Annotated in this window: 8 protein-coding genes and 1 pseudogene; 8 read left to right on the top strand and 1 reads right to left on the bottom strand. The window is 57.2% G+C overall.

Features of this window, described 5'->3' with window-relative positions:
- Positions 1 to 789: hypothetical protein (locus AB4043_RS02240; RefSeq protein WP_442306423.1), on the bottom strand; the 789-nt coding region annotated here is incomplete at its 3' end.
- 1,141 nt (positions 790 to 1,930) lie between these two features.
- On the opposite strand from AB4043_RS02240, the pseudogene AB4043_RS02235 reads away from it, so the two are divergent.
- The 8 genes and pseudogenes from AB4043_RS02235 to AB4043_RS02200 all read left to right on the top strand — a co-directional run.
- Positions 1,931 to 2,482: pseudogene (locus AB4043_RS02235) on the top strand (methyl-accepting chemotaxis protein); the annotation flags it as partial.
- A 298-nt stretch (positions 2,483 to 2,780) separates the two neighbouring features.
- Positions 2,781 to 6,188: a carboxypeptidase regulatory-like domain-containing protein gene (locus AB4043_RS02230; protein ID WP_442299073.1), complete on the top strand. Its 3,408-nt coding sequence runs from the start codon at positions 2,781 to 2,783 to the stop codon at positions 6,186 to 6,188.
- Between the two features lie 58 nt (positions 6,189 to 6,246).
- Positions 6,247 to 8,472, top strand: coding sequence for an endo-alpha-N-acetylgalactosaminidase family protein (locus tag AB4043_RS02225; protein WP_442299072.1), 2,226 nt, complete (start codon positions 6,247 to 6,249; stop codon positions 8,470 to 8,472).
- 275 nt (positions 8,473 to 8,747) lie between these two features.
- Positions 8,748 to 9,845 carry a Gfo/Idh/MocA family protein gene (locus tag AB4043_RS02220; protein WP_442299071.1) on the top strand — a complete coding sequence of 366 codons (1,098 nt, stop codon included), beginning with the start codon at positions 8,748 to 8,750 and terminating at the stop codon, positions 9,843 to 9,845.
- Positions 9,846 to 9,887: 42 nt separating this feature from the next.
- Positions 9,888 to 10,190: a putative quinol monooxygenase gene (locus AB4043_RS02215; RefSeq protein WP_442299070.1), complete on the top strand. Its 303-nt coding sequence runs from the start codon at positions 9,888 to 9,890 to the stop codon at positions 10,188 to 10,190.
- A gap of 79 nt (positions 10,191 to 10,269) precedes the next feature.
- A complete protein-coding gene (locus AB4043_RS02210) occupies positions 10,270 to 10,614 on the top strand; it encodes a PadR family transcriptional regulator (protein WP_442299069.1) in 345 nt (114 codons plus the stop codon).
- Positions 10,611 to 13,136 carry an ABC transporter permease gene (locus tag AB4043_RS02205; RefSeq protein ID WP_442306422.1) on the top strand — a complete coding sequence of 842 codons (2,526 nt, stop codon included), beginning with the start codon at positions 10,611 to 10,613 and terminating at the stop codon, positions 13,134 to 13,136. The genes AB4043_RS02210 and AB4043_RS02205 overlap by 4 nt, the downstream gene beginning before the upstream one ends.
- Before the next feature lie 51 nt (positions 13,137 to 13,187).
- Positions 13,188 to 13,583 (top strand): alcohol dehydrogenase catalytic domain-containing protein (locus AB4043_RS02200; protein WP_442306421.1); only part of this gene is annotated, 396 nt, incomplete at its 3' end.

Below are 13,583 nucleotides of genomic sequence, written 5' to 3'. Positions count from 1 at the left end.
CTTCTCATACTGAGCGAAGTAGTTCGGGAGGTTGAATGTGTTGAGCGACTGCGTACCCGAGATCGCTCCGTTGCCGGCTGTAACCACATCCGAACCCTTCATGTTCTTGATGTTGGATACGCCGATCATCAGGCCGGAGAGAGGAGTTTTCCAATGGATAGCTCCGCCAAACATGTTCTGGTGAGTCCCGTTCGGAAGTAGAATGCCCGCCTCGGTCTGATTGACGAAGTAGCCGTCATCGCTGGACAGGGTACGTTGACCGGCAAAGCCGCGGTACTCAATCTTGCCGAGCTTATGGCCAAGCACAAACGAGCCGTAGGCCACGCCGCCAAAGTGCGAGAGCAGCGAGTTACGGCTGGAAATGGGGTAGATGCTCTGCGGAAGCAACGCCCAGATATAGGAAGGATCGATATCCTGCGTCTCATTGAACAGGCCCGAAGGGGTCTTTACCTTACCGAAGCGAACGCCAAAGTGATCGTTCGCCTTGAAGTCGGCCATCGCGTAGTCAACAGTGATCTTATTGCCGAAGTTGCCAAGTACGAAGTAGCGGCCCTGGACAGCGACGCGAAGCTTCTGGGCCGGCTGTGCGCTGATATTGAGGACGCCTTCATCCCATGAGGGGCTGCCATCGCTGGACTTGGTTGTAAAGATATTGTTGTTCGTCGTGTACAGGAAGCCCTGCGTAGCATATCCGTGGATCTGAACATTCAACTCGTCAAGACTCTGGCTATGACCTGGAATAACTGCGCCCAYCAACATGGCCGCAGCAAAGGCAAGAAACCTCTTCATCTTAGAAACTCCTAAAAAATCGCGTACCGCGACAATGAACGCGCGGTCTCAAACTCTCTATCGACGGACAGTTCGGCAACATGACAGGAGAGTGAACCCAACGGTAATCGCCAGTGGTAACCGCTAGTTACAGTAATGTTTTTTACCCCTGGCCGATAAATGATGTGTGAGGAATACGCCTAGAGTGCCTCGCCATCGACGCGCGACACACCTCTTACATCGCGATGGAGGAATTAAAAACATGAAACACTTCAGCATTCGAGCCAAACTACTGTTTGGCGTCGGTGCCTTGGCAGGCGGCTACTTGCTGTTCTTTGCTCTGGTGCAGTGGACCACCGGCCGCACGCAGCAGCATCTGTCTCAGGTATCGAGTGCTATCTATCCGGCAACACTCAGCATCAACCGCGCCCACAGCAGCTTTCAAGCCGTTGTGAAGGACTATAAGGACGCCGTACTATTGCAGGACGCCAAAGCCCTGGCGGCCGCGGATGACGATGCCAGGAATGCCACCGAAGCACTGGAGCAAGCCAAGGATAAGCTCAAGACAGTCCCAGCGCTGCAAAAGCAGGTCGCTGATGCAGCAGATTTCTATGCGGGCCTTCGGGAGCGTTCCAAGAGCACCTACACCAAGATGGTCTCTTCTCCGGACAGCATGACCGACGGAGCACAGAACTCTCTTGCAAGCCTCGCCCAGGACAACAGCAAGATGGAGCAGGCCTTCGACGATATGGCCTCCGCCATCGGCGACAAGGCCTTTCAAGCTGAGTTTGCCGCTGTCAACAGTTCCAACGGATGGCAGCGCTGGTTGACCCTCGTCCTGTTCGGCATTGCCGCGGGCTTTGCCGGCCTGACCATCTTCGTGATGGAGAAGCAGGTCTCTTCTCCGCTGCGTAGTCTGGCGGAACGCCTTGCCGATGGTGCGCGCCGTGTTGCCGCATCCGCGCGTCAGGTCTCCGACTCCGGCGCATCGCTGGCTCAGGGAGCTTCGAACCAGGCAGCCTCGCTGGAAGAGACCTCAGCTTCATCACAGCAGATCAATGCCATGGCAGCTCGCAGCACCGATGACTGCCGTTCGGCCCACGATCTTGTGGCCGCATCGCAGGAGAGGTTCGTCCAAACGAATCAATCCCTCGTGGAACTCGTCGACGCAATGAATGAGATCCAGAAATCGAACGACGAGGTTTCGAAGATCATTCGCGTGATTGATGAAATCGCCTTCAAGACCAACATCCTCGCGCTGAACGCCGCTGTAGAGGCCGCCCGCGCAGGTGAGGCCGGAGCCGGATTCGCCGTCGTCGCGGAAGAGGTTCGCAATCTGGCACAGCGTTGCGCCCAGGCTGTCCAGGACTCGTCTGTAATCGTAGACAAGTCCATGCGGGGTTCCCATGCCGGCAAGCTGAAGCTCGACATGGTCGTTGAGGTTCTCGGAATCGCAACCGCTGAGTCGAACCGCGTGAAGTCCCTGATGGATCAGGTCACCTCAGCCAGCATGGAACAGACTCGTGGCATCGATCAGATTACCCGGTCGATCTCGGCCATGGAGCGTGTCACCCAAACCTCTGCCTCAAGCGCCGAACAGAGCGCCGCGGCAGCAATGGAACTCACCGTACAGTCGAGTCTGCTGAATGAGGTTGTAAGCCGCTTGACCAGCATGATCGAGGGCTCAGAAAAACAGGTCCTCGTCGGAGTCTAGGGCGAGTCACCACATACGATTTATTGCTTCCCTTAACCACACCCAGGTCTGCGCTCCACAAGGAGCGCAGATTTATTTAAGGCGAACGACGCGCATACGTCCAATCCGGTTCTATTCCCCCTCGCAGCGTAATCATGACGATCATCAGTAACGCGAATAAAAATGTTTAGACGAAAGCCTATCGAGACACCCGTATTCGGCCTTTTTCGAACCAGATGCAGTTTTTTATTTACAACAAATACTTTCTAAGAGTAAAAAAACGGCGTAGTTCCAGCTTCATTTGTTTGGACATCAAACTATGTCATACGTGTATCGCGCCCTATTCCTCGTGTTGCTTTTTGCGGCCCCCGTTGCACTTTTCGGCCAAGTCACTACAACTTCGATCGTCGGCACGGTCACGGATCCCACCGGAGCCGCCATCGCAGATGCCACCGTAGTCGCCACGGATACTGATCGCGGTCAGTCGAAGTCTGCGCAGACAGGGAGCGATGGGGCATACCGCATCGACTTCCTGTTGACCGGCAACTACACCGTCACCGTATCCATGCCCGGCTTCAAGCGGTTTGTGCAGAGAGGCATCACGCTCAATGCAGGAGCGCCGGCAAGCGTCGACATTGCGCTCTCCGCCGGCGAAGTGACGGAGTCGATTGAGGTCACGGCTTCGGCGCCGCTGGTCAACACCGTCAATGCCGAGGTTGGAACCACCGTGGACTCACGCCAGATGATCGAGCTGCCACTGGTGAACCGAAATCCGTATCAGTTGCTCGACCTGACACCCGGCGTGCAAACCAACTCCAACATTCAGTCGTTTGGCGCGCCCGCGCAGATCACCCTGATCAACGGCGGCAGTGATAACGGTGCAGGTTCGGTCAACTACTATCTTGACGGCGCGCCGAATATGACCGGTCTGCGCAACTCGGGCAACATTCTTCCCAATCCTGACGCGCTGCAGGAGTTTCGGGTTCAGACCAGCAACTACGGTGCGCCGTACGGACGCTTTGCTTCCGGCATTATCAATGCGCTGGTCAAGTCCGGAACGAACACGGTCCACGGCACGGTCTTCGAGTTCATTCGTAACCAGAAGCTCAATGCGCGCGACTGGGGATCGAACGCCACACTCCCGAAATCTCCTCTGCACCGTAACCAATTCGGCGCGACGCTTGGCGGTCCGATCGTACCCAACAAGACGTTCTTCTTCGGCTCCTATGCAGGCCTTCGCCAGACCAGTGGCACCTTCCTGCAGAACTCCATCATTCCCACAGCCGCAAATCAGGCCGGCAACCTGAGCGATCACTTCCCTGCTAGTCTTTCCTCAAGCTCGACCTACTCGTGCGCGTCAGGTTCTGCCCCGGTCCTATCGGCTGCCGACCTTGCAAGCGGCAAATATCTGATCTGCAATCCATACAGCAGCTCCAGCACCGCCAGCCGAACCACATATCCAGGCAATATCATTCCCGCGGCCCATCTCGATCCCGTTGCGACGAGATTCATGCAGAGCTATCTGCCGGCGCCGAATACGACGTTCTCCAGCTCAGTGGGCGCCTATCCTTCATGGCAGGGCTATTACAACTCTCCCTACAACACTGATGATTTCCTGCTGAAGCTGAACCACACGCTGAGCGCAAACCAGCAGTTGTCGGGCACCTACTTTAACTCCAGCGGCTTTAATGGAGCGCGCGGCGGATCAAGCAATGTCCCCTACTCTTCGCAGAACATGCTCTGGAGGCAGCAGAACTTCGTTCTTGCGCACACCTGGACCATCACGCCGGCCATCGTCAACAATGCCTGGATCTCCTACACGCGCCTGCTCTCAAACCGCGTCAACACCCCGACCCTCTCGCTTGCTGACTTCGGCTCTGCCTTTGCTCCGCAAGGGCCAAAGGCGCTGCCCAATCTCTCCATCACTGGATACTTCACTCTTGGGCAAACGAACTCCGGTCCCGGGTTCACGAACAACTATGCCGTCCGTGACCTGGTCACCTGGACGCGCGGCCGCCACACGCTTCAATTCGGGGGCGAGGCCGTTCTCGACAAATCGCAGAAGGTCGCCAATCTGAATAACTGGGGAAGCTTCTCCTTCAATGGAGGCGTCACCCGCGTTGGCAGTCAGTCGACAGGGCTTGCCGGCTTTGGCGACTTCCTGCTCGGTCTCCCCAGTTCGGCACAGCAGGACGCGCCTGCTTCCGTCTCTGCTGTCACTCTGACCTCGTCTTTCTTTCTGCAGGATGATCTCCGCCTCAATCGGCAGCTTACCGTCAATCTGGGGTTACGCTATGACATTCAGACGCCTCCGGTCGATCCGGCGAATCGCGAATCCAGCTTTGTTGCCGGGCAGCAATCTACGGTGCGTCCGAATGCACCTGTTGGCCTGCTCTTTCCCGGCGACGCAGGCATCTCCCGCGGCATCACCCCTGTGCGGTATAGCCACTTCTCTCCTCGCCTCGGTTTCGCTTATGATCCGTTTGCAAATGGCAAAACCGCCTTCCGCGGCGGCGCAGGACTCTTCTGGGGCTCACTCTCGGAAGAGAGCTGGATGGCCAGCGGCAATACGATTCCTTTCGCTATCCGCTACAGCTTCCCGGTCGTCTCCAGCACAACGGGCGCCAGCCTTTCGAATCCGTATCGTGGCCAGCCCTCCGGCAATATCTTTCCATACACCGGCAACTTCTTTCCGGTAGCCGGCCCCATTCAGCCGACAAGCAAGTCGGCTGACTCCCCCTACACCGTGCAGATGAACTTATCTGTCCAGCAGCAACTTACAAACTCCTGGGGCATCTCGCTCGCGTATGTGGGAGCACTCAGCCGCAATCAGGTCTACGCTCCCGATCTCAACTACCCCGGCCTCAACACAAACTATGGTCTTGCTGCCGGCAGTTCGGGATGCACCACCGGAGCAACAGGCACGCCAACACTCACTGCAACCACGGGTAACGTTCAGTGCCGCCGACCTTACCAGCCGTTTGGCACAATTCTGCGCACTGAGTCCAACCAGTCATCTTCGTATCACTCGCTGCAGGCGACGGTGACGCAGCGCATGTCTCACCATCTCTCTGTCAGCGGCACGTATGTGTGGTCGAAGTCGCTCTCCAGCGTCGGACTTGAAAGCTCAGGCCCCGGAGGCACAGCACAGAACTACACACGCCTGCGCGACGAACGTGGCCGCACCGACAATGACTACCGCCAGATGTCTACGATCGGCATCGTCTGGCAGCCGGACTACTACAGCGGATCACAACGCTGGCTCAAAGCGGTCACGAAGGGATGGGAGATTTCGCCTCTCGCTCGTCTCCGTAGCGGTTCTCCCTTTACTGTGTTGAATTCACTCGATGCCAACCTGGACGGGCAGACCAACGACCGCGCCTCCGTGATAGGCGAGCCGAATGCGGTGCAGCGCTCATTGAGCCAATGGTTCAATACATCAGCATTTGTTCAGAACGCTGTACCCACGAATGGTGTTCCAGTTAACGGCAACACGCCTCGTAATTTCCTGACGGGCCCCGCGTATCACAATGTCGATCTTAATCTGGCGCGTACCTTCCCGATTACGGAGCGCGTCAAGTTCCAGTTCAGGGCAGAGGCCTCCAACGCCTTGAACAACCCCAGCTACTCCAATCCGGGYGGCACCATCGGTACGGCAACCTTCGGTCGTATCACGGGGGCCGGTACCGTACGCCAACTGCAGTTTGGCGGCAAACTTAGTTTCTAACCATCGGGACGAGCGCATCAACGCTCGTCCCCACAAGGCAATACAAGGAGCAGCACACATGACCGTTCGCCCCGATGGCCTGAGCCGCCGCACCCTTCTCAAAATCAGTGCCGCCGGCATGGCCATGGCAAAGACCGGCGATCTCTTCTCTGAGCCGGCCGCGCCCGTTTCTGCAGGCCGCACCACCTCGCTGCGATCGCTCCATCTCGTTCTGCAACTCGACGCAACGACCGGCCTGCCTGTCTCCTATCGGTTGCTCCGCTCCGGCAAACTCTATCGCGGAAGCGCACCTGCTACCCCCTTGAAGGTCCGCCTCTTCCAGCGCGAACCTCACGCCTTCAGTGATGTGGAGATACGGCCTTCCGCCGAAAAGACAACGCGGTCTACGGCCGACTTTCATTTCCAGGCGACCTGCGATTCCGCACCTGCGGCAAACTTCATCCTGCGCTATGCGATCGATGGGCGGCGCATTCAAGTCACGCTCGAGGATGTACAGGAGCAACCCGGGTTTGAGCTGATCTCACTCTCGATGCCTTCCCTTGTCAGCGTGCACGAATCTGATCCAAATGCATGGATCGCCCATGCGGACGACGGCGGCGATCTGGTCTCGCTACGCGATGCCAAGGCCGGAAAGCTGCCTCTCAATACCTTCTGGGGAGAGATCAACGGCGTTCTTCCCGTCATCATGGCCGGGCACTCCGGCACGGTCTGCATGCAGGAGACGACGGCATTCATGGATGGCACACTCCTGTCGGTAACAGGCGAAGCCCCCGAAAGAATCGCCGCGCTCGGAACGACGAAGGTTCATCGTGTTGACGGAAGCGCCTGTTACGACATGAACCTGGGACGCGGCGCTCCGAAGAGCTGTGGCAACAACGCTACGCCTAACCTACTGGTAGAGCAGAAGTCTACCTGCCGCCTCGACTTCCTTGAACCGGAAGCAGGCGGAAAGGTCCTCGACTGGGTCGATGGAGCAAGACTTGTCCGGGCACGTATGCCTGCCATCCCCAATCACTTCTACGATGACAAGTTCATCTATGGCATTCGGGTTGACGAGCCGAAGTTTCCCAAACCGTCAGCAACCTTTGAGCGCTGCGAACAAATCATTCGAGATATCCATGCCCTGACTGATGGCTCTCCGCAACTCGTTCACCTGTGGGGCTGGCAGTTCCGCGGAAAAGACACGGGCTACCCCGCGGTGAACGTTGTGGATGAACGCATTGGAGGCTATGACGGCATGATGCGTCTGATGGACCGCGCGAAGGCTCTGAACACAACCGTCAGCCTTTCAGACAACTACGACGACGCATATCGCAGCAGCCCGGCATGGAACGAAGAGATGATCGCCCGCAAACCCGATGGCCAGCTCTGGAAGAGCCGCGAATGGACCGGCGAAGAATCGTACATTCAGGGCTTGGCCAAGTATATGGAAGGCCCAGGTCCGGATCGCGTCCGTTATACCTGCGAACGCTACAAGCTGCCGGGAACCATCCATGTCGACGTGCTCTCGTACTACGCTATCCGCAACGACTGGGACTCCAAACATCCAGCCAGCGGCATTCGTAATCTCAATGCGGGCCGTTACCGCATTATGGAAGAGTTCGCCAAGCACGGCGTCGACGTCACGTCGGAAGGGCTTCGCTATCCATTCATCGGCAAGATGAGCATGAGCTGGTACGCGGGCGGTCCCAAGCCCTGCCCCTTCGGTGGAAAGCCAGTACCGATGCTCTCCATGATCTACCGCAAGAGCGCAGTCTGGGGCCGCGCCGGTAACGCGGGCGAGCTTCCACTCTTTCTCATGACCTTCTACGGTGAAGCACAGCACTCCATCTTCAATGGAGATGCCTCACAGGAGAAGATGCTCGACTCCTTCTATCTGACAATGGTGCCGTGGTTCCGTCTGCACCTGCTCAACATCGAGGGCTTTCAGCGTACTCAAGACCGGACAGTTACACACCTCGAAGGCTCCGGCAACTCCATCGAGATGGACTGGCAAGATCAGAGTTACAAAGTCATCCTCAACGGAGCGGAGGTGGCACGAAAGGACGCCGTCTTCTGCCCCCTGGGGAATGATCGCATCGCCATGTATTCCGTCCATGATGGCCCGTTGACCGCGACGCTGCCCTCCTCCTGGAACCCCCAGGAGGTCACAGGCGCGATACTCTTCCCAGACAGAAAAGAACCCGTCTCTCTGAAGCAGGCAGGCCGCGAGGTCACGGTCACGATGCAGGCACGGCGGCCTGTCATGCTGTATCGCAGCCGGAACAGCGCAAGCACAACATAACCGCGAAGACCAGGGCCAGGTGTCCTATGGTGGCTGGACCGAGAATATTCGTTTGTTCAGCCACCGTATTCTGCAAGATGTTGGGTTTCCTCCGGTTTGCTTGACCACCATCAAAGCGACACGGCACACTTGCCTTCTGGAGCATTTTTCCTGTTGCTAGGTATCCCGGAAGGGGCGTGCAGCGGCGTTTTCATCGCGGAAAACGCTCATCGATGCAGAAGCCCTACACCACACCTACAGGGAAAATGCTCTGACGGCAAAGGAGCTTGACCCAAGTGAAATTGAGACTACCCCTGGCACTTCTCTTCCTCGCACTCGCACCTGTGCTCCGCGCACAGCAGCCGATTCGAGTCGCGATCGTCGGCCTCGTGCACGGCCACGTCAAAGGCTTCCTTCGCGATCTTCCCAAGTCCACGGATGCTCAACTGGTCGCAATCGTGGAACCCGATACCGCGCTCGCCGCCAAGTACGAGAAGCAGTTCTCTCTCGACCATTCCCTCTTCCATGCCGACCTGGAAGAGACGCTCAACAGCACGCATCCTGATGCCGTACTGGTTTACACCACCATCCTGGACCATCGCCGCGTCATCGAGGCCGCTGCCCGTCATCACATCTCGTCCATGGTAGAGAAGCCCCTTGCGACGACCATGCCTGATACGCTCGCCATCCGGGACGCGGCAAAACGTTACAACGTGCATGTCCTCGTCAACTATGAGACGACGTGGTACTCCTCCAACGCTGAAGCCTTGAGCCTTGCTGCCAATGGCAAGCTAGGCGATGTACGGAAAGTCGTTGTGCACGATGGGCACGAAGGCCCGAAGGAGATTGGCGTCGGCCCGGAATGGCTTCCCTGGCTCACCGATCCCGTTCGCAATGGTGCAGGTGCACTCTTCGATTTCGGCTGCTACGGTGCTGACCTTGCCACAGTACTGATGCATGGAGAAACTCCAGTCTCTGTCACCGCCTCCGCTCAGACCGACAAGCCGGAGATCTATCCGCACGTCGACGACGATGCAACGATCATCGTGCGCTACCCGAAGGCTCAGGCAGTTCTGATGGCGTCGTGGAACTGGAGCTTCGCCCGCAAAGATATGGAGCTCTACGGAACCCGGGGAACCGTCTTTACCGTTGGCCCCTCCCATGCACGCAAACGCTTCGTCGGCGAATCCGAAGAGCAGACCGGAACCTCTCCCTCGCTTCCCGCCGACCAATCCGGTTCTCTGAAATATCTGGCTGCCGTTCTTCATGGAGAGGTCAAAGATCAGGGCGATCTGTCTTCCCTGGACACGAACCTGATCGTGATGCAGATCCTCGACGCCGCTCGCACCTCAGTGCAAACCGGAAAGACCGTCTCCTTGAAGCCATTGCAGTAATAATCTGGACCTAGCCACCACAAAATAAGAATCGGAGGAACGATGCCGCAACTTACGATCATTGCAACCCTGATAGCGAAGCCGGGTAAGAGCGAGGCACTTGGACAGGCGCTTCTCGAACTTGTGCCACCGTCGCGCGCAGAAGAGGGTTGCATCAATTACGACCTGCACCATTCCCTGAATGACGCAAATACATGGGTCGTCTATGAAAACTGGGTCTCAAAAGCGGCCCTGGAGTACCACTACGCTACCCCGCATTTCCAGGCGTTTTCCAAGCAGCTCGACGATCTCCTCGACGGAAGCGTCGGCCCGCAGGAGCTCCAAATGGTTAGCTCGAAGGCCTGATCGCAGATCCACGGCATCCTCCCCTTGACATTCGACATGAGATACGAAACCCTTTTGTCGAATATCAAGGGGAGAGTCTATGCCGCCGTCCACTGACATTCTTCAGGGAACACTCGACGTTCTTATCCTGAAAACCCTCGCTCACGGCCCCATGCATGGCTGGGGCATCGCCACTCGCATTCAGCAGATCTCAGCGGATGTCCTCCAGATTGGGCAAGGTTCTCTTTATCCCGCGCTGCATCGGCTCGAATACAAGGGCTGGATTGAAGCTTCCTGGGGAGCCTCAGAGAACAACCGGAAGGCGAAGTTCTACTCCCTGACGCCTGTCGGCAGCAAACAACTACGGTCCGAGCTGGAACAGTGGGAGCGCTTGAGCACCGCGATCTCTACGGTACTTAACGCATCCCGAGAGGAGTTCGCATGATCCGCGAAGCCATCTCCCGCCTCCGCTATATCTTTCGCAAGCACAACGCCTCGACGGAAGTCGACGAAGAGCTGCGCCTTCATATGGCGCACGCCGTCGAGGCAAAGATTGCGTCAGGCCTGTCACCTCACGAAGCCCGCCGTCAGGCTTCCATTGAATTCGGCAGCATGCAAGCTGCACGCGAACAATGTCACGATCAGCATCCGCGGGCATGGTTAGACACCCTGCGGCAGGATCTTCAGTTCAGCCTTCGTTCCCTGAAGCGAGATCGCGGTTTTACCGTGGTTGCTGTTGCGATTCTCGCAATCGGGATGGGAGCCAATATCGCTGTCTTCAGCCTGGTGAACACGATCCTTTTACGACCGTTGTCCTTTCACGATCCCGAAGCGCTGGTATGGATTCAGCCCGCAGATGCCGGCGGCGGGCTCTCCGGTTCCACCTATTCGGTCGACGCGTATGAAGACCTGCGCGACATGAATCGCTCTTACAGCGGCGTGACGGGCTATTTTGCATTCAGTTCGCCCAACAACCATAAACTTACCGGGAACGGCATTCCGCGACCAATCAGCGGGATCGATGTCATTCCCAACTTTCTTAACGTACTTGGCGYATCGCCTGGTCTTGGAAGAGACTTCCGCAAGGAAGACGGGATTAAAGGCGCTTCACCGGTTGTGATGCTTTCGCATGAATTCTGGATGACGCGCTTCCATGGAGACCGCGACCTGATCAATACCGCGGTCTCCATCGACAACACACCAGTAACGGTTGTCGGAATACTGCCGGAGAGCTTCGATTTCGGTTCTACATTTTCGCCCGGCACACGCGTAGACGTGCTCACGCCTCTGAATGTAGAGGCGATCCGTTACTCCKGAAATACGCTGACTTTTATCGGGCGCTTAAAGCCGGGCATTCCCGCGCAGCAGGCATCGGCCGAAACCGCAACGCTGTTCCCTCAGTTCTATTGGGGAAAGAAATTCCCCGATAGTAAGGGCAGCTATGGCCGAGCCATCGCTGTCCCGATGAAGGAACATGTTGCCGGGCAGCTTCGCCGTTCTCTCTATGTTCTTTGGGCCGCAGTTGCGACCATCCTACTGATCGTCTGTGTCAATCTCTCAAATCTGCTGCTTGGCCGTGCGGCATCGCGCAGCAAAGAGTTTTCCCTCCGCTTTGCGCTGGGCGCCAGCCGCGGGCGACTGATACGGCAGTTGCTCACGGAGAGCTTCCTGCTCGCCGCTTCCGGTTCGATGCTTCTCGGCCTGATCGCGATGGTCCTCTTTGGCACAATCCCCAGCCTTCGAGCGACCGATACTGGCCTTCAGTCTCGACTTAAAGACAGTGGACCGGCTGCCAGTGAAGGCAAACGGCACGAAGGGCTGCGCAATGCGCTTGTCGTGAGTGAGATCGCCCTGGCCTGTGTCCTGATCGTCGGCGCAGGCCTCCTATTGAGGAGCTTTCTCCATGTCATGGATGTTGATCTCGGTTTCCGGCCATCACAATCCGCGTCAATCACGGTTGATGTGCCGAACCTGAAGAATGAGGATCGATACAGTTTCTATCGCAATTTGATGCACGAAGTCTCCATGGTTCCGGGAGTTCAGACTGCGGGTCTCTCCGACAATCTTCCCCTCGCACGCAATCGCACCTGGGGCCCTCCTGGAGTAAAAGGGGTGATGTATGGGCGGAACGAGCGTCCGTCCACATTCGTTTACGTCGTCTCTCCGGGCTATCTCCCAACCATGGGAATGCATCTTCGTGGGCGTGATATCTCCTGGAATGACAACGCTACCAACGAACCGGTGATCATCATCAATGAGAAGGCTGCACGCTTCCTGTTCCCCAATGGCGATGCGATCKATCACATGGTGGTGATGAGCGGGAAAGACGTCCGCATCATTGGTGTTGTCTCAGATATCCATGAAACCAACGTCGAAGCGAGTTCTTCGTGGCAGGTCTATCTGCCCATCGCCCAGGGATGGGGCGAAGATGGCGCAGAACTGGTGATTCGCAGTTCCATGCCACCGGATACTCTTGYAGCTCCCTTACTTTCTACCCTGCGGCGACTCAACCCTGGTCAGCCCGCGGTAGAGCTCCGCCCACTGCAGGCATTGGTCGACCACAGCATCTCTCCTCGCCGCTTCTTTGCGTTCCTCGTCGCAATCTTCGCCGCTGTTGGGCTTTTGCTTGCATGCCTTGGAATCTACGGTGTCATCTCCTACTCAGTTGCCCGCCAGACACAGGAGATTGGCATTCGCATGGCTCTTGGGGCAACACGCAGCCGCGTACTGTTCAGTGTTATTGGGAGAACGGTGCGCCTTTCGGTCATCGGCATAGCCATTGGAACCATCGTTTCCTTCATGGTGGCGAAAACCATCACCGCATTGCTTTATGGAACGGAGCCTGGCGATCCGATCACATTTTCCGGAATGATTCTGCTTCTGCTCTCTGTCGCTGTCTGCTCCGGCTACCTGCCGGCAAGACGAGCAGCGGACGTAAGCCCGATGACCGCGCTCCGAACGGAGTGATTGCTCCAATTACCAGGACGGTACGATGATGGATCATCGAGGAATTCTCCGATGCGTGCTGCAGTCCTGGAACAGCCGGCGCCGATTGAGACCTCACCGCTGGTACTGCGGGACGTCCCAGTGCCCTCGCCCTTGCCCGGTGAAGCGTTACTGAAAGTTGTGGCGTGTGGAGTTTGCCATACTGACCTCCATATCGCTGAAGGTGACCTTCCTCCGATCAAAAAGGCCATCATTCCCGGGCACCAGATCGTGGGCGAGGTCGTGAAGACGAACGTTAGTTCTCTTCAAATTGGAGATCGCGTTGGCGTTGCCTGGCTTGGCGGTACCGATGGCACCTGCCGATACTGCACGACGGACCGTGAAAATCTATGCGACCATCCCGTATTCACGGGATACGGACGCGATGGAGGGTTTGCAGAATACGTTACCGTCGATGCTCGTTTCACC

The sequence above is a fragment of the Terriglobus sp. YAF25 genome, assembly GCF_052113305.1.
In the GTDB taxonomy this organism is placed as follows: domain Bacteria; phylum Acidobacteriota; class Terriglobia; order Terriglobales; family Acidobacteriaceae; genus Terriglobus.
This window is presented reverse-complemented; position numbering and strand designations above follow the sequence as displayed.